This is a genomic window from Streptomyces sp. NPDC025833, from assembly GCF_055558055.1.
In genome coordinates, this window is record NZ_JBVHNF010000024.1 from 70,525 (window position 1) to 95,630 (window position 25,106).

Annotated in this window: 23 protein-coding genes and 3 pseudogenes; 12 read left to right on the forward strand and 14 right to left on the reverse strand. The window is 73.0% G+C overall.

From position 1 onward, the window contains the following. Positions 1-79 precede the first annotated feature (79 nt). Together ACZ4K2_RS33400 and ACZ4K2_RS33405 are read left to right on the forward strand one after the other, a co-directional pair. Positions 80-1,186, forward strand: coding sequence for a globin domain-containing protein (locus ACZ4K2_RS33400; RefSeq protein WP_467479316.1), 1,107 nt, complete (start codon positions 80-82; stop codon positions 1,184-1,186). Positions 1,187-1,196: 10 nt separating this feature from the next. Continuing rightward, entirely contained in the window at positions 1,197-1,757 is a 561-nt protein-coding gene (locus tag ACZ4K2_RS33405; RefSeq protein WP_467479314.1) for a DivIVA domain-containing protein, read from the forward strand. A gap of 206 nt (positions 1,758-1,963) precedes the next feature. Here ACZ4K2_RS33405 and ACZ4K2_RS33410 read toward each other — a convergent pair whose 3' ends face one another. Continuing rightward, a complete protein-coding gene (locus ACZ4K2_RS33410) occupies positions 1,964-2,263 on the reverse strand; it encodes a DUF1876 domain-containing protein (RefSeq protein ID WP_467479312.1) in 300 nt (99 codons plus the stop codon). A 511-nt stretch (positions 2,264-2,774) separates the two neighbouring features. Here ACZ4K2_RS33410 and ACZ4K2_RS33415 point away from each other — a divergent pair. Beyond that, positions 2,775-3,218, forward strand: coding sequence for a universal stress protein (locus ACZ4K2_RS33415; RefSeq protein ID WP_467479310.1), 444 nt, complete (start codon positions 2,775-2,777; stop codon positions 3,216-3,218). Positions 3,219-3,330: 112 nt separating this feature from the next. On the opposite strand, the gene ACZ4K2_RS33420 is transcribed toward ACZ4K2_RS33415, so the two are convergent. Together ACZ4K2_RS33420 and ACZ4K2_RS33425 are read right to left on the reverse strand one after the other, a co-directional pair. After that, positions 3,331-3,789, reverse strand: coding sequence for a CBS domain-containing protein (locus ACZ4K2_RS33420; RefSeq protein ID WP_467479308.1), 459 nt, complete (start codon positions 3,787-3,789; stop codon positions 3,331-3,333). Between the two features lie 240 nt (positions 3,790-4,029). Continuing rightward, positions 4,030-4,234: pseudogene (locus tag ACZ4K2_RS33425) on the reverse strand (CBS domain-containing protein); the annotation flags it as partial. 239 nt (positions 4,235-4,473) lie between these two features. Here ACZ4K2_RS33425 and ACZ4K2_RS33430 point away from each other — a divergent pair. Further along, positions 4,474-5,379: a universal stress protein gene (locus ACZ4K2_RS33430; RefSeq protein WP_467479307.1), complete on the forward strand. Its 906-nt coding sequence runs from the start codon at positions 4,474-4,476 to the stop codon at positions 5,377-5,379. Between the two features lie 230 nt (positions 5,380-5,609). Beyond that, complete coding sequence (locus ACZ4K2_RS33435; RefSeq protein WP_467479306.1) at positions 5,610-6,680, forward strand: zinc-dependent alcohol dehydrogenase family protein; 1,071 nt, start codon at positions 5,610-5,612, stop codon at positions 6,678-6,680. Between the two features lie 228 nt (positions 6,681-6,908). Here the strand turns inward: ACZ4K2_RS33435 and ACZ4K2_RS33440 are convergent, their stop codons facing one another. From ACZ4K2_RS33440 to ACZ4K2_RS33465, 6 genes are all read right to left on the reverse strand, one after another. Beyond that, positions 6,909-7,562 carry a CBS domain-containing protein gene (locus ACZ4K2_RS33440; protein WP_467479305.1) on the reverse strand — a complete coding sequence of 218 codons (654 nt, stop codon included), beginning with the start codon at positions 7,560-7,562 and terminating at the stop codon, positions 6,909-6,911. 43 nt (positions 7,563-7,605) lie between these two features. Beyond that, entirely contained in the window at positions 7,606-8,064 is a 459-nt protein-coding gene (locus ACZ4K2_RS33445) for a cyclic nucleotide-binding domain-containing protein (protein ID WP_467479304.1), read from the reverse strand. Between the two features lie 588 nt (positions 8,065-8,652). Continuing rightward, a complete protein-coding gene (locus ACZ4K2_RS33450) occupies positions 8,653-8,940 on the reverse strand; it encodes a hypothetical protein (protein WP_467479303.1) in 288 nt (95 codons plus the stop codon). Positions 8,941-9,157: 217 nt separating this feature from the next. Continuing rightward, entirely contained in the window at positions 9,158-9,757 is a 600-nt protein-coding gene (locus ACZ4K2_RS33455; protein ID WP_467479301.1) for a DJ-1/PfpI family protein, read from the reverse strand. Then, complete coding sequence (locus ACZ4K2_RS33460; protein WP_467479299.1) at positions 9,754-10,725, reverse strand: GlxA family transcriptional regulator; 972 nt, start codon at positions 10,723-10,725, stop codon at positions 9,754-9,756. Before ACZ4K2_RS33460 ends, ACZ4K2_RS33455 begins: the two co-directional genes overlap by 4 nt. Positions 10,726-10,842: 117 nt before the next feature. Continuing rightward, complete coding sequence (locus tag ACZ4K2_RS33465; protein WP_467479297.1) at positions 10,843-11,430, reverse strand: TetR/AcrR family transcriptional regulator; 588 nt, start codon at positions 11,428-11,430, stop codon at positions 10,843-10,845. 78 nt (positions 11,431-11,508) lie between these two features. Here ACZ4K2_RS33465 and ACZ4K2_RS33470 point away from each other — a divergent pair, with 78 nt between their 5' ends. The 3 genes from ACZ4K2_RS33470 (at position 11,509) to ACZ4K2_RS33480 (ending at position 14,928) form a co-directional block, all read left to right on the forward strand. After that, on the forward strand, positions 11,509-12,729 hold the full coding sequence (locus ACZ4K2_RS33470) for an FAD-dependent monooxygenase (RefSeq protein ID WP_467479295.1): 1,221 nt from the start codon (positions 11,509-11,511) through the stop codon (positions 12,727-12,729). Between the two features lie 417 nt (positions 12,730-13,146). Continuing rightward, positions 13,147-14,061, forward strand: coding sequence for a YceI family protein (locus tag ACZ4K2_RS33475; RefSeq protein WP_467479395.1), 915 nt, complete (start codon positions 13,147-13,149; stop codon positions 14,059-14,061). A 213-nt stretch (positions 14,062-14,274) separates the two neighbouring features. Further along, entirely contained in the window at positions 14,275-14,928 is a 654-nt protein-coding gene (locus tag ACZ4K2_RS33480; RefSeq protein ID WP_467479293.1) for a YceI family protein, read from the forward strand. A 56-nt stretch (positions 14,929-14,984) separates the two neighbouring features. On the opposite strand, the gene ACZ4K2_RS33485 is transcribed toward ACZ4K2_RS33480, so the two are convergent. Beyond that, the gene (locus ACZ4K2_RS33485) at positions 14,985-17,453 is read right to left on the reverse strand and encodes an MMPL family transporter (RefSeq protein WP_467479291.1); all 2,469 of its coding nucleotides are present in this window, start codon (positions 17,451-17,453) and stop codon (positions 14,985-14,987) included. A gap of 170 nt (positions 17,454-17,623) precedes the next feature. Between ACZ4K2_RS33485 and ACZ4K2_RS33490 the strand changes: the two genes are divergently transcribed. Both ACZ4K2_RS33490 and ACZ4K2_RS33495 read left to right on the forward strand, forming a co-directional pair. Continuing rightward, positions 17,624-18,208 carry a TetR/AcrR family transcriptional regulator gene (locus ACZ4K2_RS33490; protein WP_467479289.1) on the forward strand — a complete coding sequence of 195 codons (585 nt, stop codon included), beginning with the start codon at positions 17,624-17,626 and terminating at the stop codon, positions 18,206-18,208. Between the two features lie 216 nt (positions 18,209-18,424). After that, entirely contained in the window at positions 18,425-19,630 is a 1,206-nt protein-coding gene (locus ACZ4K2_RS33495; RefSeq protein WP_467479287.1) for a PP2C family protein-serine/threonine phosphatase, read from the forward strand. Positions 19,631-19,702: 72 nt separating this feature from the next. Here the strand turns inward: ACZ4K2_RS33495 and ACZ4K2_RS33500 are convergent. After that, positions 19,703-19,789: pseudogene (locus tag ACZ4K2_RS33500) on the reverse strand (VOC family protein); the annotation flags it as partial. Between the two features lie 94 nt (positions 19,790-19,883). Next, on the reverse strand, positions 19,884-21,185 hold the full coding sequence (locus ACZ4K2_RS33505; RefSeq protein ID WP_467479285.1) for an alpha/beta hydrolase family protein: 1,302 nt from the start codon (positions 21,183-21,185) through the stop codon (positions 19,884-19,886). A 297-nt stretch (positions 21,186-21,482) separates the two neighbouring features. Here ACZ4K2_RS33505 and ACZ4K2_RS33510 point away from each other — a divergent pair. After that, positions 21,483-21,611, forward strand: a pseudogene (locus ACZ4K2_RS33510) (IS481 family transposase); the annotation flags it as partial. Positions 21,612-21,634: 23 nt separating this feature from the next. Here ACZ4K2_RS33510 and ACZ4K2_RS33515 read toward each other — a convergent pair. After that, complete coding sequence (locus tag ACZ4K2_RS33515) at positions 21,635-22,825, reverse strand: MFS transporter (protein WP_467479283.1); 1,191 nt, start codon at positions 22,823-22,825, stop codon at positions 21,635-21,637. A gap of 108 nt (positions 22,826-22,933) precedes the next feature. On the opposite strand from ACZ4K2_RS33515, the gene ACZ4K2_RS33520 reads away from it, so the two are divergent. Continuing rightward, positions 22,934-23,776 carry a LysR family transcriptional regulator gene (locus tag ACZ4K2_RS33520; RefSeq protein WP_467479282.1) on the forward strand — a complete coding sequence of 281 codons (843 nt, stop codon included), beginning with the start codon at positions 22,934-22,936 and terminating at the stop codon, positions 23,774-23,776. A gap of 149 nt (positions 23,777-23,925) precedes the next feature. Here the strand turns inward: ACZ4K2_RS33520 and ACZ4K2_RS33525 are convergent, their stop codons facing one another. Beyond that, on the reverse strand, positions 23,926-24,936 hold the full coding sequence (locus ACZ4K2_RS33525) for a metallophosphoesterase family protein (RefSeq protein WP_467479281.1): 1,011 nt from the start codon (positions 24,934-24,936) through the stop codon (positions 23,926-23,928). Positions 24,937-25,106: the final 170 nt, after the last annotated feature.

A 25,106-nucleotide genomic window follows, 5' to 3' on the forward strand; every position in this document is an offset into this window, starting at 1 on the left:
TCGTCGCTGACGAGCCGCCCACGGGCTCCCGACTGTTCCTGGAGGTCACCCCGTTGATGTCAACCACTGGAGGGCGGACGTGAGCGATTCACAGGCGCTGAGAGATTCCTTCGCCCTGGTCGGCAAGTCGGGGGACGAGGTACCGCGGTACTTCTACTCCTACCTGTTCATCATCGCGCCGGAGGTCCGGCCGATGTTCCCCGTGTCCATGGGGGCACAGCGCGATCGGCTCGTGTCCGCCCTCGGCCGGATCGTCGCGGAGGCCGACGACCCCGACCGGCTCGTCCCGTACCTCCAGCAACTCGGGCGAGACCACCGTAAGTTCCAGGTCGTGGCACAGCACTACGATGCGGTGGGGCAGGCGCTGCTGGCCACGCTGGCCTACTTCCTGGGCGACGCGTGGACGCCGGAACTGCAGCGCGGCTGGACCGAGGCCTACACCCTGGTGGCCCGCACCATGGTCCAGGCCGCCGAGGCCGACAGCATGGCCAACCCGCCGTGGTGGCGCGGCGAGGTGGTGCGGCACGAGCAGCGCGGCTTCGACATCGCGGTCCTCACCCTGCGCCTGGACCAGCCGATGTCGTACATGGCCGGGCAGTCCGTGATGGTGGAGGCCCCGATGCTGCCGAGCACCTGGCGGGCCTTCACCCCGGCCAACGCGGCCCGCGCCGACGGCACCGTCGAGTTGCACGTGCGGGCCGTCGACGGCGGCCTGGTCAGCCCGGCCCTGGTGTACGGGTTGCGCCAAGGTGACGTGCTGCGGCTCGGGGCTCCGGTCGGCGACCGGCTGACGCTCGGGCGGTCGGGCGGACGGGATCTGGTGCTGATCGCCGGGGGCACCGGACTGGCCCCGCTGCGCGCCCTCGTCGAGGAGGTCGCCCAGCACGGCCGGCCTCGCCAGGTGGACCTGTTCGTCGGGGCGCGCGACACCCACGGCCTCTACGACACTCCCGTGCTGAGGCAACTGGCCCGGGCCCACCCGTGGCTCCGCATCACGCCGCTGGTCGGCGCGGACGCCGGCACGTTCGACAACCGCAGCCTGGCCGGCCCGGTCCTGCGCGCGGCCATGTGGAACGACCGCTCCTTCTACGTCTGCGGCTCGCCGGCCATGGTCTCCGCGACAGTGCGCGATCTGGCACAGGCCGGTATCCCCCACGAATTGCTGCACTTCGAAAACGCTCGATGATGGGAGACACGTGAACGAGACGGGACCACACCATCCGGAGGCGCACCTGGTGACGCCCGAGGCACTGCGGTCGATGACGTTCCCCCGCGCCTCCCTGACGCGGCGCGGCTACAGCGAGGACGCCGTGCACGACGTCCTGCGGCGCTGCGAGGCGGCCCTCAACGCGCTGACGGAGGAGAACAACCGGCTGCGCACGGACATGCAGCGCCACCGGGACTGGATCCGGGCGAACAACATCGGCGACGGCACCGGCCCCACCGGCGTGCCGACCGTGGACGCCGTGCTCCAGCAGGCGCGCGCCCAGCAGTCGGCGGAGCAGACCGTCTCCGCGGCGCGCTCACAGGCCCGCAACATGGTGCGGGCCGCCAGGGCGCAGGCCGAGGCGCTCCTGCAGCAGCGGTGGGAGCAGACCGCCCAGGCGCCCGACGGCGACCAGGAGGGGACCGAGCGGCTCATCTCCTACCTGCGCGAGGTCGCGCAGTCCCTGACCGTCACCGCGGACCAGTACGCCGCCAAGCGCCCCGACACGCCGCCTCCCGCGGCCCACACCGCCGCCCCCCAGGACATCTGACCGCCACCGGCGGACCGGCACACCCGCACCGGATCCGCCGTACAGCCCGGGACACCCACTCCCCCACGGCTCTATGAGAGGGCAGTCGCCCGCGCGACACCGGCACGACCGGCTGCCCCAGCCCCCTCACCAGTACCCGCGGCCCGGCCCGCGTCCGTCCGCGGCCACCGGGCGCACCCGCGCGGTCACGGCAGGCCCCGCGGCAACTACGGCTCCGTACGCGCCCATTCACCGGCGGGCCGACGGGGGCCGGGCCGTCTGGCGGCCATGTCCCGGACATCGTGCTCGGCCGTCTCCAGCAGTTGGTGTGCGAGATCCACCAGGGCCCTGCCCGCCGCCAGCTCGTCGCCGATCTCCGGCACGTTCGTGTCCGCCGGATGGCAGTGCGCGGTTCCGTGTCCGGTGAGCGCCGTGGTGCCGGTGTCCAGCACCAGGTGTGCCTTCGTCGTTCCGTCGTCGTCCTCGAAGAGGTCGAGACGCGCTTTCCACTGTCCCGTGTGTGACATCGCCGTCTCCTCGCCTCCGCGTCCGGCTGCCCTTCCACGATCGGCCGCCGTGGCCGACGCCCACAGGGCCGAACGTCCCCACAGGACCGGTGTCCGGCCCTGGAAACCGCGTCCGGCGACGGGACACGCCGTTTGGCGCGTGGCCGTGTTGCCCGGGGGCACCGCGGGGGTGACCGTGGAGGTGGGGGGAGCGAGGGAGCGAACACCGTGCGAGCGCTCGTCCACCACGCGCCTACGAGGTGTTCGCCCAGGGCACCGGCACGGGCGCCCTCGAAGTCGTCCTGCACCGGGAGTGAGGCGCGGTCGCCGCGGTGACGCGGGAGCCGGCGGGCGCGGATCCGCGACGGGGCCGCCGTGGGCGGGAGGTGTGCACCCGGCGTAGTCCTACGCACGCCTCCGTCATGCCGCCGGCTGCTCATCACTGGCGGCACGGCGACGGGTCCCGCAGCGTGGGGAGCGGGGGCGGACCGGCCGGCCTGTCGGCACGGACACCTGAGGAGAGGTTGGACGCATGGACAAGGATGCCTCCGAGCACCGGGTGGTGGTCGGTGTCGACGGGTCGCAATCCTCGTACGAGGCCCTGCGCTGGGCCGTGCGTTTCGCGGGTCTGGTCGGCGGGACCGTGGAGGCGGTGGCGGTGTGGGAGCTGCCGGGCCTGTACGGCTGGTCGGGGCCCGCCGTGGACATGGACGTCGACGAGGAGGAGACACGGCGGAACATGGGCCGGGAACTGGCCGAGGTGCTCGGCGCGGATGCCGCCGGCTCGGTGCGGACCCGTGTGGTGCACGGCAACCCCGCCGACGTCCTGCTGCGCGCCGCCGAAGGCGCCGAGGTCCTGGTCGTCGGCAGCCGGGGAAGGGGAGGGTTCGCGCGCGCCCTGCTCGGCTCCGTCAGCCAGCACGTGTCCCAGCACGCCGACTGCCCGGTCGTGATCGTACGTTCCGGGCAGCCCTGATCCTGGGCGCGCGATCGCACCGGGCGCGCCTCGCCGGAGCACCGCGTGGTGCGTCGTACCGCCCGTCGGCCGGCCGTCCTCGCGCGGCGCGGCGGTTCCCGGCCGGGCCGGGTCACGGCCCGTGCGGCGCTCCGGGCTCCGGGCTCGGCCCGGGCGGCTCCCGCAGCACGCTCCAGGCGACCGGACCCAGCAGGTCGGCGAGGTGCCGGAAGACCTCACAGAACAGGTCGTCGATCGTCAGTACGCCGACCACCCGGCCCGCGTCCGTGACCGCAAGCCGGCGGACCCCCGTGCGCCGGAAGGTCCGGTAGGCCACCTCCAGGTCGTCGGCCGCCTCGACGGTGGCGACGGGTGCCGACATGACGCGCTCCACCGGGGCCGCCGGGCCCGAGTCGGCGCGCATGCCGCGCACGGCGAGGTCACGGTCGGTGACGATGCCGTCCAGCACTTCGCCCTCGGCGACGAGGGCGGACCCGACCGCGTGCTCGGACATGCGGCGGGCCACTTCTGCCAGGGAGGCGTGGGGCGGTACGCACAGCGGCGGAGCGCTCATCATCTCGGAGACCTTCATGCGGCAACTCCTCACTCCGTGCGACCGGTTCCGGGTCAGAGGACCACGAGCAGCCCGGCCACGGGCCGCCGTGGGCTCACCGCGCCTCGGGGGCCGTGGCCGAGCCGGAACGCGGCAGGTACGTCTCGACGGGAAGGGGTTCGAGGTCCCCGGCGGGGCGGTGCAGGACGTCCGCGAACGCCTCGGTGTCCGCGCGCTCCACGCGGTGGCCGGCCAGGAACAGCCGGACGTAGCCCGCACCGGGATCGTCCCGCAGTTCCTCCTTGGGCAGCAGGTCCGCTTCGGAGACCACGCCCACCACCCGTCCCTCGCCCTCTATCACGGGCAGGGCGCTGATCCGCCGGTCCTGCATCAGCTGCACGATCTCCTTGAACGGGGCCCGTCGGGCGACGGCGGCCACGGTCTGGGTCATCACGTCGCTCACGATGTGCGGGGTGCCGTACATGGTGACTCCACAAGCGCCTCGTCGGGGACTCCGGCTTCCTCCAGGGTGTCCCGGTGGGGAGGGAGCGCGCCAGGGCCGCCCGGCCCCCGCAGCGGCCCGTCCGGCTCGCGGAACCGCGCGGAGGGTCGGTCGGCCCCTCGTGAGGCCGTGTGGCCCCTGATCCCGCGGGCGCGGCGGCGCCACGCTGGGAGCAGCGGCCTCAGCCCGGGGGTGGATGCCTCAGCCCGGAGGTGGAGACCATGTCCCGAACCGTCATCGCGGGCCTCGACGACTCGCCCGAGAGCCGCGCCGCGGTCGAGTGGGCGGCACGCGAGGCGGTACTGCGCGACCTGCCTCTCCGGATCGTGTACGTCCGGGAGCCGGCACCCAGGTTCATGGCGCGGACCCCGCTGCTGGATCCCGGGGCCTACCGTCGCTGGTCCGAGCGGCTGACCCGGGAATCCGCCGCCGGTGTCAGGCTGCGTCATCCGGGGATCGAAGTGAGCGCCGAGCAGCTCCAGGGGGCCGCGGCCGACGTCCTGTGCGAGGCAGCGGGTGCCGCCGAGATGCTGGTCCTGGGCTCGCGGGGCTCCGGAAGGATCGGCGGCTTCGTGGTGGGCTCTGTGAGCCTGGCCGTCGTGGCCGGCGCCGAGCGGCCCGTGGTGCTGGTCCGGGCGGGTGAACAGGCCGCCGACGAGCACGTGTTCGACCAGGCGGGGGTGCCGTCCGCGGCGGCGCCCTTCCGGCCCGTCGTACTGTGGCTGGACACGGACCACCCGGACGACACGCTTCTGGAGTTCGCCTTCGACGCGGCCGCGCGCAGGGAGTCACCGCTGCGTGCCGTCCACGCCCGGCCCGAGCCGCCGGCCCCCTTCCAGCGCTTCGCCGGTGGCGCCGCGTCCCACGACGCGCTCGAACGCGGGCAGGTCTCCCTCCTGAGCGGGGCGCTGCGTCCCTGGCGGGAGAAGTTTCCCGACGTCGAGGTGTGGGAGGCGAGCCGGTGCGGCAGTGCCGCGCAGGTGCTCGTGGGCGAGTCCGGGGACGCGTCCCTGGTGGTCGTCGGCCGCCGCGTCCGCACCGGCCCGTTCGGTGCGCGCATCGGTCATGTCACCCATGCCGCGTTGCACCACGTCACCGCCCCCGTCGCGGTCGTCGCCCACACCTGACGCACCGGCCGGGGGCGGAAGGACACGTCGGGCGCCCCGGGGACGCGTGGGGGCCGCGTGGCCGCCGTCCGGTCGCCTTCGAGGGCCGGACGGCCCAAGCGCGGACGGCCGCGTCCCACGGAGCCTGAAAGGGCGGGACATGTCCGGCATCGCGCCGGAGCCGGACCGCGTCCTCTTCACACGCGCCGGAGCGCCGGTCCCGCGGCAGACCGGAAAGGCTGGGGAACGCCATGAGAGGCTTCGTCTTCCACGGGCCCGCAGACGCCTCCTGGGAGGAGGTGCCGGACCCGGCCGTCAAGGAGCCCACCGACGCGATCGTGAAGGTCGGAGCGGTGACGATCTGCGGCACCGACCTGCACATCCTCAAGGGTGATGTCCCCGAGGTCCGCCCGGGGACGGTTCTGGGCCACGAGGCGGTCGGGGAGGTCGTCGAGGCGGGCGGCGACGTGCGCACCGTACGTCCCGGTGACCGGGTGCTGCTCTCGTGCATCACCTCCTGCGGCCGGTGCCGCTTCTGCCGGGAGGGCGCCTACGGCCAGTGCCGGGGCGGCGGGGGCTGGATCCTCGGCCACCTGATCGACGGCACCCAGGCCGAGTACGTCCGTGTGCCCTACGCGGACCTCTCCGTGCACCCGCTGCCCGCGACCGTCCCCGGCGCGGACGCGGTCCTGCTGGCGGACATCTTCCCCACCTCCTACGAGGTCGGTGTCCTCAACGGACGCGTACGGCCCGGTGACACCGTGGCCATCGTCGGCGCCGGCCCCATCGGACTCGCGGCGATCGCGACGGCACGCCTGTTCGCACCGGAGCGGATCATCTCGATCGACATGGCTCCGGCCCGGCTGGAGGCCGCCCACCGGCTCGGTGCCGACGCGGTCGCGGACGTCGACGAGGCTCCCGGACAACTGGTCGCGGACCTGACCGACGGGCTCGGGGCGGACGTGGTGATGGAGGCGGTCGGCGTGCCGGAGAGCTTCGAGCTCTGCACGCGCATGGTCCGCCCCGGAGGGCGTGTGGCCAACATCGGCGTGCACGGCAGGCCGGCCACGCTGCACCTGGAGGACCTCTGGAGCAGGAACGTGACGATCACGACCGGTCTGGTGGACACCTACTCCACGCCCACCCTGCTGCGGATGGCCGCCGCCGGGCGGCTGCCGGCCCGGCAACTGGTCACCCACACCTTCCCGTTGGACGCCATGGCGGAGGCGTACGAGATCTTCGCCAAGGCGGGCGAGACCGGCGCGCTCAAGGTGGTCCTCGGTGTGGGCCAGCACGCGGAAGTGGCCGTTCCCACGGCCTGAGCGGATGAGCGCCCCGGGCCCCGGAGGGGGTGGCAGCGCCTCCCGCTCGGCCGTCGCCGGGCCCCTGGCGGGCCCGGCTCGGCCTGACACGCGGGCAGCCGGAGCGGCGCGCCGGCCCGGCATGACCTCAGGCCACCTGACCGTCCTCCCCGCCGCGCCTGCCTGGCCGCCGACGTGGATGCGCTTGCCGACGTCCCCGCCGAGCCCGGACAGCGGTCGTCGCGCGGATCAGGCCGCGTCGGCGGCCGTCAGGCGGCAGTCCACGTCCACGACGCCTTCCACGCCCCCGACCAGGCGGACGGCCAGTGGGATGCGCACGGGGTCGTCGACGCGCCCGGTGAGGGTCGCGACACCGTCGGTGACCATGACGTGCACGGGCTCGACCGGGGCCGGGAAGAGGACGTCGACGATGTCGCGGCGGATCTCGTCGGCGAGTTCGCCGTCCGTGCGGAGGAACACCTTCAGCAGATCGCCCCGGCTGACCACCCCTTCGAGCACGCCCTCCGCGTTCACGACGGGCAGTCGTCTGACGTGGCGCAGCGCCATGATGCGCGCCGCCTCGGGGAGGGTGGCGTCCGCGTGGACGGTGACGGCCGGCGTGCTCATCAGCTGCTCGGCCGAGACGGCACCGGCCTTGGCGAGGTCGGGCAGCCGGCGCAGCCTGGTGAGCCGGTCCGGGTCGGCGTCCCGGAACTCCTCCTTGGGCAGCAGATCGGCCTCGGAGACCACCCCGATCACCCGGCCGTCGCCCTCCAGCACCGGAAGGGCACCGACCTGCCACTGCACCATGCGCTCGACGACGTCCTTGAACAGGGCCTCGCGGCCCACCGCCACGACGGCGCGCGTCATCACGTCACCCACCCGGTGCGGGCTGCTGTCCATGCCGGCCTCCTCGAATGCCCGGGCTCGTCCGGCGCCCGTGCGGTCAGGCCAGGCTTCCGCTGCCGTACGGGGCGTAGAGGTCGAGCAGCCGTACGCGCGAGGCGTGCAGCCGCTGAGCGACCACACAGCCGACCCAGACCGCGACGGCCCGCCCGAACACCGCGTCCTCCGCGCAGATGAGCCGCACCACCGCGGCGTCGAACTCCCAGGCCCGCACCGGGCTCATCGTCTCGGCGCCGAGGTGCCAGAGGTACGGCGGGAACTGCCAGGACCAGCCCACCAGTTCACCGCTGCCGAGCGTCTCGATGACGGCGGAGCGGCGGCCGGGGACATGCAGGTCGAGGGCGACGGTGCCGGTGCGCACGATCCAGAAGCGGTCGGCTCGCCGGCCTTCTTCGAACAGGCGGGCCCCGGCCGCGAAGGAGACCTCGCGGGCGAGGCGCATCAGCCGTTCGCGGTGTGCCGGCTCAAGAGCCATGGTGATGGTGGTGGCGGAGGTCATCGCACCTGCTCCCTTCACGGGCTGCCGATCCCAGCGTGCGCGCCCCCGTGCCCCCGCGCCACAGGCCGCCAGGCCCTGGCCGGGGGCTGTTCGGCCCATGCGTCCGAACATCACGGGCGTCTTCGCCGCTCCGACGCGCCCCGGTCCGGGGCGCCCGTACCGGGCCGCCGGAAGCCGACGGAGCGGGCCCCGGCCCCGGGCCGGCGCGGTCGGCACAGTGCCCGGCGAGCAGGCCGACGGTCGACCGGAGCAGTTCCTCCCCGATGGCGAGCCGCGACAGCCACGGAACGGCCGGCAGGGCGGGCGGTCCGTGTCGCCGCCGACCGCACGCCTCAGCGCGGCGGGGATCGCGTTGGCTGCCGGGGCCCGGGGAAGGCCGGCACCCCGGTCGTGCGCGGCACCGAGGGCGACGGTGAGACCGGGTCGCCGGGCGGGTACACGAAGCCGTCCTCGACGCTCTCGGCGAAGCGCGCGCCGGCCCACACCGCTCCCCCGGCCGGCAGACACCCGACGGCGGCCATGAGACCGGGCCCCACCGCGAGGACGGGGCCCGGGGCTGTCACCGTCGGCCGGGGAGTCCAGCCGGGATCAGTCGAGACCGCGATGGGCGGCCCACAGCGCCCCGGCACGGCTGGCGGCGTCCGAGACCAGGGCCGCCATTTCGGGCTTGTCGGGGACGGGGAACGACACGTACGCGCCCCGGCCGCCACCGACCGGTCGGCCGTAGGCCTTCACGGCGAGGTGGCCGTTCGGGAGGAGCCGGACGTTGAGTGTGGTCAGCGTGAACGCCTCACCGCGCCGCGTGTCCGTCCAGCGGAGCGCCTGCGGGATAGTGACGTTGATCGCTAGAGCACTTACTTCCAGATCGCTGCTCATGGACGGATGATCCCACGCGGGACGCCGCCGGCGCCCGCCGTCGGCTCGTGCGACAGGCAGCCCGCTCACCGCGAAGTACGTGCACCGGCAGTGCGGTTGGCAGGGCGACGAGGTGTGGCCGGAGGCGCCGCGCGTCCAGGCGCGGGCACCTCCGGCCGTGTGACGGGGTGGCGGATCAGCTCTGCGACTCCGGCCGCGCGCCGCCCCGATCGGCGACCTACTGCGGTTCGTCGGCGAGGTACGGAGGGGCGGGCTCGTACTGGATGTAGCGGCGCACGGCCCGGGCGTGGTCGCGGCCGTGCAGCCGGCCGGTCAGCCAGAGGGACATGTCGATGCCGGCGGACACGCCCTGGCTGGTGACCAGGTGGTCGTCGACCACGTAGCGCGCGTCCCGGACCACGGTGATGTCCCCGCGGGCCTGGAGGGTGTCCTCGAAGGCGTGGTGCGTGGCCACGCGGCGCCCCCGGGCCGGTCCGGCCTCGTGCAGCAGCAGGGCCCCGGTGCACACGCCGGTGGTCCAGGTGGCCTCGGCGGAGGTCTTGCGGATCCACTCGACGAGTACGGGGTTGGACACCTGGGTCCGGGCGCCGTTCCCGCCGGGCACGAGGAGCACGTCTAGGGGCGGGTGGTCGTCGAACGTGTGGTCGGGCAGTACGCGCATGCCCTTGTTGCAGCGTACGGGGTCCGGCCGTTCGGCGATCAGTACGGCGGTGTCCCCCTGCTCGCGGATCATGGCGGAGGAGGTGAACACCTCCCAGGGGCCGGCGAAGTCGAGTTCCTCGGCTCCCTCGAACAGCAGCAGTCCATAGACCGTCATGTGTACTCCTCGCTGGATCGGAATCTGTTCCGGTACTCGGACGGCGCGACGCCGACCTGCCGGTGGAAGGAACGCCGCAGCGTCTCCGCCGTACCGAACCCGCAGCGGTGGGCGATGGCCTCGACCGGGTCGTCGCCTTCCACCAGGGCCCGGCGGGCCGCTTCCACGCGCGCCCTCTCCACGTAGGCCGCCGGCGGCGTGCCCAGTTCGGCGGTGAACCGGCGCTGGAGGTGACGCGGGCTCAGGCCCGCGTGCGCGGCCAGCTCGGCGATGCCGTGCCGGGCGCGGGGGTCCGCGTGAATCGCCGACACCGCCGCCCGGACGGGGTCGGTGGACGGCTGGCGCGACCACAGCGGCACGCTGAACTGCGACTGACTGCCGGGTCGGTGCAGGAAGAGCACCAGCTCCTGGGCGACGGCATGGGCGGTGTCCCGGCCCAGGTCCTCCTCCACCAGGGCGAGCGCGAGGTCCATGCCGGCGGTCACACCCGCCGAGGTCCACACCCGCCCGTCCCTGAGGAAGATCGGGTCGCTGTCCACGCGCAGGTCCGGGTGGTGCCGGGCGAGTTGCTCGGCCCGGGACCAGTGGGTGGTGACCCGGTGGTTCCCGACGAGCCCGGCGGCCGCCAGCAGGAACACCCCGCCGCACACGGAGGTGACGCGGCGGGCGGATGCCCCGGCCGCGGCGATCCACCCGGTCAGCGTCCCGTCCGTGACCGCGTGGTCGACGCCGTCGCCACCGACCGCCACCAGGGTGTCGGTTCCGCGCGGGTCGAGGTCGGCCGCACCGTGCCCGGCGTGCACGGACAGGCCGCTGCTGGAGCGGACCGGGCCGGCGGTGGGCGCCAGGACCTGGCAGTCGTAGCCTCCCGCGAGCGCCCCTGCGTGCTGGAAGACCTCGTGGGGGCCGGTCAGGTCCAGGGCCTGGAAACCATTGAAGATCACGAAGACGATGCGGCGTGGTTGCACGTCTTGAGCCTGCTGGGTCCGGCGGAACGGCGTCAACGACGTCCGTCCCACGATTCGCGCCATCGCGGCGGATCGCGGGCACCGGGTGCGGGAGAGGCCCGGGCGAGGGGCCGGACCTCAGGGCTGCCGTGGTGCGGTGCAGGCGTGGATCACGTCGAGGAGACTGCGGCGCAGTTGCCCGGTGGTGAGCCGGTGCGGGGCCGCCGCGGTCAGCTGGTTGAGGAGTATGCCGTCCAGGAGGGCCACGAAGGCGTTGGCCTGTGCCGCGGGGTCGGGCGCGCCCGCCGTCGCGAGCAGGTGTTCGGCCACGGCGCGGTGGCGGCTGCCCGCGGTGTGCAGGGCCTCGCGCAGCTCGGGGCGGCGGGGTGCCTCCAGGGCGAGTTCGTAGCGGGCCAGCATGCGTTCGCGTCCGGCGGTGGTCCAGTGCTCGATGAGCTGCGCGGCGGCCTCGGCGATTCGGTCGAGGCTCGCGGGTCCGGTGAGGGCGGGTCGCTCGTCGATCTCGGCGAGGTCCAGTTCGGCCAGGCGCTCGACGGCTCCGCGCAGCAGGTCCTGGCGGGTGCGGAAGTAGTACGAGCACGAGCCTGCCGGGACGTCCGCGGCCTGGTCGACCGCGCGGTGGGTGAGCCCGCGCATGCCGGAGCGGGCCAGAGTGCTGATCGCCGCGTCGGCGAGCCGTTGCCGCCGGAGCGTGGGATGGGTCACCGGTTTCCTTCCTTGCCTTCGCCTTCCTCTACAAGTGTAGAGTGCCTCGCGTCCACTACAGATGTAGAGGGAGTTCTGATGGACGGGACGGGACACGCGGGCACCGGCGGAGGGCGCTCCGCGATCGTGGTCGGCGGGGGCATCGGCGGACTGGCCGCCGGCGTCGCGCTCACCCGGAGCGGCTGGCAGGTCCAGGTGCTGGAGCGCGCGGCCGCCTTCGGCGAAGTGGGAGCGGGGCTGTCGCTGTGGCCCAACGCGGTGCGCGCGCTCGACGCCCTGGGCGTGGGTGACCAGGTGCGCGCGCAGGCCCTGGCGGAGACCCGGGCGGGCATCCGGAACAGGTCCGGCCGCTGGCTGTCACGGACGGACACCCAGGAGCTGGCCAGGCGGTTCGGCCCGGTGGTGATGATCCATCGGGCCCGGCTGTCCGGCATCCTGCGCGCGGCCCTCCCGGCGGGGGCACTGTGCGCCGGCACCAGGGTCACCGGGGTCGGGCTCCGCCGGCGAGGGGTCGAGGTCGAGGTCGCGCACGGCGGAGGCGTCCGTCGGGCCGATCTGCTGGTGGCCGCCGACGGGATCGGCTCCACGGTACGGCGGTCGCTGTGGCCGCAGGCTCCGGCACCGCGGTACGCCGGGTACACCGCATGGCGTCTCGTGGTCGACCCGGGCCGGCGGCTGACGGCCGGCGGCGAGAGCTGGGGACGCGGCGAGCGCGTGGGCATCGCTCCGCTCGCGGACGGTCGCGTCTACCTCTTCTGCGTCGCCGACGCCCCCGAAGGACAGCGCGGCCCCGGCGGGGAACTGGCCGAGCTGCGCCGCCGCTTCGGGCACTGGCACGACCCGATCCCCCGGTTGCTGGCCGCCGCCGACGAGGAGGCGGTGATGCGCCACGACATCTACGAGCTGCCTCCGCTGGCCGGTTTCGTCACCGGGCGCGCGGCACTGCTCGGGGACGCCGCCCACGCCATGACCCCGAACCTCGGCCAGGGAGCCAACCAGGCGCTGGAGGACGCGGTCACGCTGGCCGCCCTCCTCGACACACATCCCCGTGTCGAGTCCGCCCTGGCCGCCTACGACGAGCAGCGGCGTCCCCGCACCCGGATGATCGCCCGTCGCTCCCACCTGATCGGCGCGGCCGCGCAATGGCACTCCGCACCCGCCGCCGCACTGCGCGACCTGCTGCTCCGCATGACCCCGGCCTCGGCCGTCCTCGACGCGCTCACCCCGATCCTCGACTGGCGGCCACCCGGTCCCGGCAGCGCCGTCACGACTCGGGGCGGCGAGCCCCGAAGGGTATGACGCGCACCCGACGGTGACCGAGCAGAGCGCACTCGGGACGGGCCGCACCAACGACGGACCTCCCGGCCGCGAGACGCGGCGCGCCCACTTGTGTCAGGTCCGTGGGGAAACCGCAGACCGGTTGTGAACATCACGGCATCCTTCCGTGCCCTTCACCACAGCACCGATGCAAATCGACGACGTCGAGGTGTGGCGATATGGCCGGTCGTTGTACCGATATGTGCCCCCGCTTCCATCGACAGAGACGTTTGAGCAGCATTGACACCTGCCCGCACCACCCTCACGCGGGGGGTTTTATGATCGTTGGTGAACTACCGGCTCCACGCCCGCCCTCCCGTCGTCGACGGTTCTTGGCGACCGCGAACACAACCGTCTGCGCGGGTCGCGTGGAGCACACAACGAGGAAGGGTGAACTCCATGGTTCTCGGGCTGCTCCGACGTCGGCGTTCCCACGGCGCCTCCGGTGCCGGACCGGCCATCTCGGTCCCCCTGCCACCCGGTGCCGGAGCCTTCGGCTTCGAGGTCGTCGATCCCGTGGGACAGCCCATGGGCGGAGTCGATGTCACCGTGACCGCGCTGGACACCCACCGGGTCGCCACGCGTGGGACCACCGACCCGCACGGCTATTTCATAGCGACGCTGCCACCGGGCTCGTACAGCGTGCTGATCGCGGCCGAGGGCCTCTCGCCCGCCCGGGAGGACCTCGGCATCACCGCCGGGACAGCTCTGCCCCCGGTGCGCATCGCGCTCCAGCCCGCCCGCCAGATGGAGCTTCCGACCGCCGGGACCTGGCTGTTCGACCCTCCGCACACCGCGATCCGGTTCATCGCCAAGCATGTCGGCATGGCGCACGTCCACGGGCGGTTCACCCGCTTCCAGGGCGGCATCCGCGTCGCACCGAACATGGCCGATTCACATGTCTCGGTGCGCATCGACGCCTCCAGCCTCACCACGGGCAACACGACCCGCGACAACCACCTGCGCTCCGCCGACTTCCTCGACGTCGAGCGCTACCCGCACATCGACTTCACCAGCACCCGGTTCGCCCACCACGGCGGCTCCAAGTGGACCGTGCACGGCACGCTCACGATGCACGGCACCAGCCGCTCCGTCGGCCTCGACACGACCTACCTCGGCACGGTCAACGGAGGCTACGACCAGGAACTGCGCTGCGCGGCGCTCGCGAAGGCGGAGCTCCACCGGGAGGACTTCACCCTCAACTGGCGCTCCATGCTGGCCCGCGGCATCGCCGTGGTCGGTCCGACCGTCCAACTGGAGCTGGACGTACAGGCGATGTACCACACCCACGACACGCCCACGCCTCCGCAGTAGGCCGCGCTCCGCGACGCCCGGCGTGGGCCGCGTTCCGGCGGTCCACGCGGCGGCGTACGAGACCCGCACGACGGCGGGCCTTCACATCATGTCGGTCCTGTGCAGCTTCACCGTAGACCTCATGGAACCCAGACGAGGCCACCGATCTCGCCCGGCGGTACCCGGCGGCAGCGTGATAGCACGGAGCGATCAGATGGGAAAGGGTTCACCACCATGGGCATCTTCAGTCGTCGTCAGACCGCCATCGACGAGCTGACCCCGGCTGTCGGCGCCGGCAGCTCCGTCGCGGAGGCCGCGCCCCAGGGCGTCGCGCTCGACCCGGCTCTTCGAGCGCTGACCGGACGGTGGATCATCGACCGCCCGCACAGCCGTATCGGATTCTCCGTGCGGCACGCCATGGTCACGACGGTCCGCGGGGCCTTCACCGACTACGACAGCACGTTGTACTTCGACGGGGCCCGCCCCGCCGAGTCGCGCGCCGACCTCGTCATCCGGGTCGCCAGCGTCGACACGGGCGTGGAGCAGAGGGACGCGCACCTCGTCGGCCGCGACTTCTTCGACGCGCGCCGCTACCCGGAGATGACCTTCCGCAGCACTTCCACCGTGCACGAGGGCGGGGAGACCTTCCGCATGACCGGGGAGCTGACCATCCGCGACGTCACCCGGACCGTCGACATGCAACTCGACTACCTCGGCTCGGTCCTGGACCCCTTCGGCTACGAGCGGGCCGGTTTCGACGGCACCACCACCATCGACCGTACGGAGTGGGGCCTGGTCTACAACCAGCGCCTCAAGGCGGGCGGCACGATGGTGAGCGAGAAGGTCAGGCTCCAGTTCGACATCTCCGCGGTCCGCGCGGCCTCCTAGGGGGTGTGCCGGCCGGTTCCACGGCCGGCACACCCCCCCCTTCGCCTCGTGGGGTGTCAGTGCGGAGAAGCGGGGTGCGGGAGCCGGCCCGTGCGGCGGGCCCACACGTCGAAGGCCACGGTCATGAAGGGCGGTACGGCGGCCAGCAGCGCGAGGAGCGTCGTGCGGCCCAGCCGCCACCTGAGCCGTATCGCCACCCAGACCGTCAGGATCACGTAGGCGACGAAGGCGGCGCCGTGCAGGGCCCCGAAGATCCGTACGCCGAGTTCGGTGGTTCTGGGGATGTACTTGAAGTACATCCCGGTCAGGAGACCCGCCCAGGTGCACGCTTCGACGACCGCGACCCAGGTGAAGGCGCGCAGCAGGCGGCCTGTCGGGACCGCGGGTCCGGCCGCCGGTGCGGACGGGGTCGTGCGGCGTGCGGGCCACAGGGCGCGGTCGCCGAGGAGCCGGACGACGGCGGGGACCAGGAGGGGGCGGACGAGGAAGGTGTCCAGCAGGATGCCGAAGGCCATCGCGAAGCCGAACTGGAACAGTTCACGGATCGGCTGGGTCATCAGGACGGCGAAGGTCGCCGCGAGGATGAGTCCCGCGGAGGAGACGACGCCGCCGGTGCGGACGAGGGCGGTACTGATGGCCTGGACCGGGGGCAGGGCGCGCAATTCCTGCTTGAACCGGCTCATGATGAACATGTTGTAGTCGACGCCGAGCGCGACGAGGAAGATGAAGACGTACGCGGTGACGCGGTTGCCGATGCCTTCGTCGCCGAGGACGGTGCGGGTGAAGAAGGTCGTGGCGCCCAGGGTGGCCAGGAACGACAGGACGAGCGTCGCGACCAGGTAGAGCGGTGCGAGCAGTGAGCGCAGCAGGAGGACGAGGACCGCGGTGACGATGGCCAGGACCAGGAGCACGACGAGGGTCGTGTCGCGGTCGAGGGCGGCGCGGATGTCGGCACTCCGCGCCGTCTCCCCGCCGATGAGCACCGTGGCGTCCCGCACGCCCGCGGTGTCGGCCGCGGCCTTCGCGGCCTTGTGGAGCGGGGCGATCGTGTCGAGCGCCCGGGAGCTGTACGGGTCGAGGTCGAGGACGACGTCGTAGAAGACGCTGCGGCCGTCGTCGCCGAAGCGGGGTTTCCCGACCCGGCCGACGCCGTCGGTGTCCGCCAGCGCGGCGGCGATGTCACCGGTTGCGGGTCCGGAGCGCAGGTCGTCCCGGGACTGGACGACGACGGTGCCGGGTGCGATCTCGCCGGGTCCGAACTGTTGCCGGATGAGCTGCTGCCCGTGCGCCGACTCGGTGGTGGTGCGGAAGCCGCTGAGGGTGTCGAAGGTTTCCCGGTAGCCGAGCAGGCCGGCGCTCAGCACCACGAGCAGCACGAGGGCGCCCGAGACGACCCGGACCGGGGCCCGGGTGACGAGAGCGGCGGTGCGGTGCCAGACGCCCGCGCCACGACCGCGCCCGGCCGCTCTGTCCACGCCGCCCGGCCAGAAGACGCCCGAGCCCAGGAGGAGGATCAGGGCGGGGACGAAGGTGAACGCCACGACTGCCATGACGGCGACGCCGAGGGCGAGGTAGGGGCCGAAGCCGTGCAGCGCCGGGGAGGCGGCCACCAGCAGGGCGAACATGGCGAGCACGACGGTCGAGGCGCTGGCGAGGACGGATTCGGCGGTCCGGGCCACCGCGGTCCGCATCGCACGGGGGCGGTCCGGCTCGTCGAGGAGCGCCTCGCGGTAGCGGGCCGTGATGATCAGCACGTAGTCCGTGCCCACTCCGAACAGCAGCACCGTCATGATCGAGGCCGTCTGGGAGCTGATCGTGATCATCCCGGCGTCCGCGAGGACCGCGCCGGTGGTCTGCGCCACGCGCATCGCCACGCCGACGGCGAGGAGCGGTACGAGGGCCATCAGGGGTGAGCGGTAGATGGCCAGGAGGATGACGAGGACGAGCAGGACGGTGGCCAGGAGCATGACCTTGTCGCCACTGCTGAAGACCTTCACCGTGTCGGTGGCGATCCCGGCGGGGCCGGTCACGGCGACCTCGGTGGGCCCCGCGTGGCGGGACGCCAGGTTCCGCACCTCGTCGACGGCGGTCCGGAAGGATTCGTCCGTGGGGCTTCCGGTCATGGGCGCGATGATCAGCTGAGTGCGGCGGTCCGGCGCGATCAGCTCGGCCGCGGCCTCGGGAGTGGTCACCGTGGAGATCACGCGTGCGACCTGGCCGGGACGGGCGCTTCCCGACAGGGCCGAGGTGATGCGGGCGACCGCTCCGCCGGTGTCCGTCGCGGCCTCGGCACCCCGACCGTGCACCACGATGATCGCCGGTGTCGCGTCCTGGCCCGGAAGCTGCGCGCGTACGAGGTCGCGGGCCTTCATGGAGTCCGAGGCGGCGGGCGGGAGATTGGCGGAGGCGTTGTCCTCGACGGATTCCAGCGTGGGGGCGGCTCCGGCGAGGAGGCCCGCGAGCACCACCCAGAAGGCCACCACCACGGCGGCGCGCCGTCTCGATCCCAGGAGACATCGGAGCATGCGGGAGTACATCGGTCGCATCAGGAACCCTCGGCAGGAGAGGCAGGGACAGAAGTTGGAGACAGGGGTGTCTCCAAGATGGCGTCAAGCTAGCACGGGGTCCCCGGCCGCTGCGGACGCGGGGATAGATTGGAGGGAGACGGCGCGGTGCCCGAGGCGGAGCGGAGAGCATGCCCAAGATCGAAGCCGGCAGTGTCCGTGAGCACCGGGCCCAGCGGCTCGCCCAGCTCATCGACGCGGCCGAAGCAGTCCTGAACGAGGGCGGTGTGGAGAGCCTCACCGCCGGTGCGGTCGCCGCACGGGCCGGCATCGCGCGCAACAGCATCTACCGTTACTTCGACTCCATCGAAGACCTGCTCGAACTCGTCGTCACCCGCGAGTTCCCCGCCTGGATCGAGGCCGTGGAGCGGGCCATCGCGGCCGAGACCTCCCCCCGTGAGCAGGCAGCGGCCTACGTCCGGGCCAACCTCGAACAAGCCGCGCGCGGCACCCACGGATGGCGGGCCTCCCTCTCCCGGACCTCGCTCTCCCCGTCGGCGCGGGAGCGCGTGCGGCATCTGCACACCTCCCTGCACGAGGCGCTCGCCAGGGTGGTCCGCGACCTGGGCCATCCGCAGCCGGAGTTGACCGTCGCCGTGGTGCAGGCCGTCGTGGACGCCTGTATCCGCAGGATCGACCAGGGCGACGAGCTGACGACCGTGTCCGACTTCGCCGCGGGAGCCGTGCACCGGCTGCTGGCGCACGACCCGCGATGAGGGAGCGGCCCTCGACGCCCACCCCCTCCGTGCCACGCCATGCCAACGGCCCGTAGCGGAGCGTCACCACGGGGTCGTCGGCGGTCCGGGCGCGCTGAGCCGGCCGGGCGGCTACCGGGTCCCGCTCCCGGCCCGCCCCAGCTGATGGCCGGCCGCGACGCGTGCCGTCGCCGGAAGGCCGGGCACTCGGCAGGGGCGGACCGGGAGGTGACCGGCATGCCTGGTGAGGGTCTGGGCCTGGACGAGGTTCTGAAAGCCGCGGAGGACGCCGCGCCCGTGGAGTCGGTGGACGTGGTGGCCCGGAATCTGGAGAAGCGGTTCGGGGCGAGTGAGGTGTCGTTCCTGTTCGTCGACGTGATCGGGCAGGAGGTCGTACGCCTGCCCAGGGCGGGCACGGCCGCGCAGCCACTCGGTGAGACGCAGCGGATCCCGCTGCCGGGGAGCCGGTACGACCGTGTGCTGCGCGGTCAGCGTCTGCTCGAGGAGGACAGCGCCGAGGGCGACTACCGGATCCTCGCCCCGGTGACGAACCGCGGCGACTGCATCGGCATCCTGGAGCTGGTCGTGCCCCACTCGGACGACACGGTCCGCGACTCCGTGGCGCAGGCCGCACACGCACTCGCCTACATCGTGGTCACCGACCGCCGCTTCACCGACCTCTACCACTGGGGCCGGCGCACCACGGCCATGAGCCTGGCCGCCGAGATACAGCACCAACTGCTGCCCTCGGCGCCCTGTTGCGAGGCGGCCCAGTTCACCCTGGCCTGCGGGCTGGCGCCGGCCGACGACATCGGCGGCGACACCTACGACTACAGCCTGGACCAGGGCAACCTGCACCTGTCCATCACCGATGCCATGGGCCACGACACCGCCTCCGCCCTGCTCGCCACGCTCACCGTCAACGCCCTGCGCAGATGCCGGCGTGCGGCAGGCGGCGTCCTGGAGCAGGCCGACGCCGCACATCACGCACTCGTCGACCACTCCCGTGGCATGACCACCGGCCAGCTGATCTGCGTCTCGCTGGACACGGGAGCCTGTCACCTGGTCAACGCCGGCCACCCCTGGCCACTGCGGCTGAGCAACGGCCGGGTGGAGGAGCTGCCCCTGAAGGTCAACCTGCCGTTCGGTGTCCCCGCACCGGTCACCTACGAGCTCCAGGAGTTCAGTCTTCTACCGGGTGACCGCCTCGTGCTGGTCACCGACGGCATGCACGACCGTGAGGCCGCCGCCGTCGACCTGCCCGCCGTTCTGCGGGACACCAGCGAGGAGCATCCACGCGAGGTGGTACGGGCACTGACCGACGCCGTGCACCACGCATGCGGCGACTCGCTGGCCGACGACGCCACCACCATGGTGCTGGACTGGCACGGCGGCCGGTCCGGAGTCCGCCACACCGACGCGGGCTCCGCCTCCGCGACCTGACCGCTCCGTGCGCGCGAACTCGAGGGCGCGTTGCGGCAGATCCCCCGTAGGCGGCAGGCCGGGGGGGGTGGCCTCCAGCCGGCCCTGGCCGTCCGGGGTCCGCAGCATCGCGATGTCGCTGGGGACCCCGTCGAGCCCGACGGCCCGGTCCGCGAAGAGCCGGCATGTCCCGGGGCGGGCCATGACGGAAGCGGGGGTTCTGCGCTCATGGGCTCATGGGCCGGCCCGACCCCGCCGGATGCTCCCCCGCGCCTCAGTCGATGAAGCGGACGTCCGGGTGGAGCGACGTGGGCCCGTCCAGCAACGGCCGGTGGCGTCCGCGCAGATGCTGGTCGAAGAAGGCGGTGAGGTAGGCGCGCCGGCTCACGGTGAAGCGCGCTGGGTCGACGGTACCGACCATTCGGGACGGCAGTCCTTGCGGCAGCGTGAGCCGCTCGGCGAGGCCGGGCAGGACTGTCTGGTAGTCGGTGAACGAGTTGTGCTCGGCCGCCTCCGTCCACAGGTCGCGCTTCCAGCCCGTGGAGTTCCGCCACATCGCCCGCCAGGACGGGGAGTGCTCATGGGTGTGCGGCACCCTGCCGGAGGGGACCGCGAGCCATGCCCCCATCTGCAGGAACGGCCGGTCCAGCCCGGTGCGGGCGACCGGCAGCAGCAGACCGGGGTCGGTCCAGTCGTAGCCGAGCGGCCCGTCGAGATTGACCCCGGCCCGGATACGGCGGTCCACGCGCATCGCCTCGGCGGTCGTCATCCCGCCCAGCGAATGCCCGAACATCCCGGTGCGCGCGAGATCCAGGACCCTCCCGAGACCGCGCGGCAGTGGCCTGTTCCCGGCGTCGGGGTTACCGCCCCGTGCGAGTACGGCGAGTTGGTCCAGGACGAACGGGATGTCGGCGACCCGGACCTCCAGCGCCGCCCTGGACTGCTCGGCGCCCGCCTCGATGGTGCCGAGCCCCGGCGCGGGCTCGATGACGCGGCCGCCCGGGAACTCGACCGCGTGGGCCTCGTGGACCGGATCGACGGTGACCACCACATAGCCGTGGCTCACGAGTTCCGCCACGGCGGTGGTGTCGAGCGTACGCTCGTTGTACATGCCCGGCGAGTACAGCACCACGGGCACCCGCCCGGCCCTGGCCGCCGCAGGCACTCCGACGCGGGCGTGGGTTCCGAACCCGGCCCAGTCGACGGCCCCTTCGCCGACCCCGAGGATCCGTGCCGCGCCCGCCCCGAAGACCGCGGCGGCGCCCGCACGCATGTAGGGCGCGCGGGGCCCGTCCCCCGCCGTGGCACGGGCGGCCGGGTACCAGACGCTCACCATGAGCTCCCGGAACTCCCCGGACGCGGCGCCCGCCCACCAGGGGCCGCGACGCGTCCGGTCCACCAGATGCAGCTCCGTGACGCCGAGCGGATGTGGTCCGGTGGGCCGGGGGAGGTCCAGCCGTACGGGTCCGGCGGGGTCCGTCGGCGCCACGGCGGCGTGGGCAGCCGGGCCCAGAGCCGAGGTGGCGCCCAGTGCGGCCAGAGCGCCGACGCCGGCCAGCAGACGCCGACGCGTCACCGACGGGGCCGAGGAATCGGAAGGGCCGGATAAGCCCGGGAGGCCGGATGAGCCGGGAGCACATGTGCATCGCATGCCGCGATCCTGGTCCCGTCCCCGCCCCGGGTCCATGGGGCCAGCCGGATGGTATCGGGCGCCCGATTGGCCTACCAGGGCCCCGCCGGGTAACTCGGCCCGGCCTACGACCGGTTGCGTCCGGCGCCCCGCCGGAGCCGGTCCGGGACACGAGCACGCGGACCGCCCCGGACCGTCGCCCGTCCACCGGGCCCCACACCCGGACCTTCGGCAGCGCCCATGTCCGAAACCGAACGCCGCACACCCTTCCCGCAATGGCCACACACCTGCGATCACCACCGCGGACACACCGCGCTGAAAGCACAACCACCCGCCAGCCGCGTCCCCAACCTCACCGGGCAATACACCTAGTCATTCCGTTTCCGCTCCCCAAGTCACCGTTCGGGGGCGTCGGAGGCGTGCTCCCCCGGCCTCCGGTGTCGCCCGCCCACCCTGTCGCGCGGGGACGGAAGGCGGCGGGTCAGCAGGCACCCGGTCAGCGCGGTGGCCAGGCCCGCCAGTCCGGCCGCCGCGAAACCGCCCGCCGGCACGGAGACGTCGATCGCCACCCCGATCAGCGGGGCGCCGAGCGCGAACCCCGCGTTCTGCGCCGCGTACTGCAGACCGGTGGCCTCGCCCCGCACGCCGGCCGGCGCCAGTCGGCTCACGGCGTCGGCCACCGCGGAGAGGGTCGGCGCCGCGAGAAAGCCGGTGCCGACCACGGCCACGCACAACCAGGGCCAGGCATGGACGAGTCCGGCGAGAATCGTCATGAGGCCGAGCAGGCCGAGCAGGAGCCATGTGGGCAGAGACCGGGGCAACGCGCCGTGGATGAGCCCGCCGGTGACGGAGGCCACGCCGAGCACGGCCACGACCACGGCGGCCTTGGAGACCTGGGCCGTTTCTTCGAGCGCGGCGACGATGGCGAGGTCGACGCCGCTGAGCAGCGTCGTGGTACCGAACGCCATCGTCAGTACGGCGATCATGCCGGTGCCCAGCCATTCCCGGCGCGGAGGGCGTCCGGCCGCCCCGGCATCCGCCTCGGCCGCGGACCGCAACGGCGGATCGAGCAGGGCGAGCCCGGTCCCGCCGGCCACGATCGCGGCGCCGATCCCCCACGCCACCACGGTGGGGGACGTCCGCGCGGCGCACAGGATCACGACCGCCGGGCCCACCATGTACGACAGTTCGCCCTGCACCGACTCCAGCGCGAACGCGGCCCGGCGCTGCCGCGCCGTCGTCATGGCGGTGATCGCCTGCCTGGTCACCGGCTGGACCGGCACCATCAGCACCCCCGCCACGAAGGCGGCGCCCAGGAGCGCTCCGTACCGCAGGACCGGCACGCTCGACCAGAACACGGCCTGCGCGACGATGGTCGGCGGCAGCACCGCACGCAGGCCCCGCCCGTCGATCACGCGGCCGAGCAGCGGCCCTCCCAGTGCCAGCCCGGCGGTCAGGGCCGCCGCGACACCGCCGGCCGCCGCATAGCTCATCTCCAGGTCCAGCACGACGTACATCGTCAAGGCCATCACGACGGACGTGATCGCGGTTCGGGCGAGGAACGAGACACCCAGCAGTGATGCCATTCCGGGGACGGCGAGCAAGTGTCGGTATCCGGTCACTGACGCGACGGTAGATCTTCCGGTCCGCCATAGGTAGTGGTTCATTCACTGGGGCCGTCATAATCAATCGTTATGGCCAGGGATCTCGAGACCGCGTTGCTGCGGTCCTTCGTCAGCGTGATGCGGGCGGGCAGCATCAGCCGCGCCGCGACCGCCCTCGGGCATTCCCAGCCCGCGCTCAGCCAGCAGGTGCGCAAGCTCGAAAGGGCGGTCGGCCGGCCGCTGTTCCACCGGTCGCCGTCCGGCGTCTCGCTGACCCGCGCGGGTGAGGAGTTCCTGCCGTACGCCGAACGGATCCTCGCGCTCTCCGCACAGGCGCTCACCGAGACCGGGCGCGTGCTCACCGGCCGCTGCGGCGTCGGGTTGCTGGAGGATCTCGCGGCGTCCCAGCTCCCCCAGGCCCTCGCCGACCTCGCCCGGCTGCACCCCGGCGCGACCCTGGAGGTGCTCAGCATGTCCAACGCCGCGATGCGGGAGGCCTACGACACGGGCCGCGTCCAACTAGTCCTCAACGAGGTGCCCGCCCTTCCCGGACCGCCGCGCTGGACCGTGCGCCGCCCCCTGGTCTGGGCGATCGGCCAGGGTGTGGACGTGGCCGCCGATCCGCTTCCGGTGGTGCTCTTCTCGAACACCTGCTCCTGGCGTACGTCGGTACTGGAGACCCTGGAACGCGCCGAGCGGCCCTGGCGGGTGGCGTTCGAGAGCAACAGCCTGGTGGGGGTCCTCGCCGCGGTGCGGGCGGGGCTCGGCGTCGCGGCGCTCATGCCCACCAACCTCGAACCGGGCATGGCCTGCCACGACGTGGACGCCCTGCCCACCCTGCCGGACGTCGAACTCGGCCTCGCACGGCACCCGCGGTCCGAAGGCGACCCCCTGATCGACGCCGTGGAGACGGCGCTCCGCCGCATGGCCTGAGCCGCGCGTGATCGAGGGTGTACGCCAGCGCCAGACCCTCCCGCGGGGGTCGGCCGCCCAGGCCGGGTGCCCCGGTCCGGCACAGTCGGGTACGTGCAGGACCGCGGCGGCCGGTGTCCGGAGGCCGGCCGCCGCGGTGCGGGCTCCGCTCAGATCCGGTTGGACAGGGGCACCGTGACCTGCTTCAGCCAGGTGCCGGTGGCGAAGTCGCGTGCCTTGAGGACCACGCGGTCGCGGTACACCTCCACCTGGAGGCCCTGGTTGAAGGCGCCCTCGACCGTCTTCTCGCCGCCCTGCCCGTTGTCCGCGAAACCGGTCTGCACGGCACCGGTGTTGACGACCGAGAAGCCGTCGAGATTGGCGGTGCCCGGCACCACGCGCCGCACGTACCAGTCCGACAGCCCGAGGTCCCAGTGCGTGTGCCCGCTGAAGAGGAACACGTCCCGGTGGCGGCCCAGCAGACCGAGCAGGCGGTCGGCCTGGAGGTAGTCGCTCATGTAGAGCTTGTTGCGGGTACCGGAGACCGTGTTGGGCAGCGGGTGGTGGGTGATCACCATGACGGGCCTGCGCCGGCGCGCCCAGTAGGCGAGCCGGTCCGCCAGCCACTGGAACTGCGCCTCGCTCAGCCACACCTCGTCCCACAGCTTCGGGTCGTGGTAGTGCATGTAGCGCTCGGTCCCGATGGTGAGGACGGGTATGCCCGCGAACGTCGTCTCCGCGTAGACCTTCCCACGCTCCGCGAACCGGTGGAAGCTGCGAAACAACGAGTCCTCGGTGGTGCCGTTGGGCCAGGTGGCCTGCGCGAGGGTGTCGGGGTCGGCCCACTTCGGCACGTAGAACTCGTGGTTGCCGATCGCCCAGGCGACCTCGCGCGGATGCGGGTTGCGGGCCAGGACCCGGCGCACCTCGGCATACTCGGCGTCGTAGCCGCGCGGGGTGATGTCGCCCGCCACGGCCAGTCCCGAGCTGTGCGGGTTGGTGGCGTGCATGTCCTTGAGCGCGGTGGCCAGATCACCCAGGTCGCCCTGGATGTCGCTGATGACGTTGAAGGTGGTCAGCGGCCCGCCACCGCGTTCGGTGCGGGCCTCGGCCGGGGTCGGGGTGAGCGCTCCCAGCGCGACGGCGCCGGCGGTCGTGGCGATAAGGGCTCTGCGTTCCACGGGATTCCTTCCGTATCGGCACGGGCGGGGTATGCCGGTGCCTGCTGTACGTGGTCCAGACCCGTTACCTTTACGCGACCCAAGCCGCCGCCAAGTGAACACCGGACGACAAGCGGGGCGGTCCGCGGGCATCCGCACCGGTTCGGGGGCACGAAGGTGTCCGGCGCGAG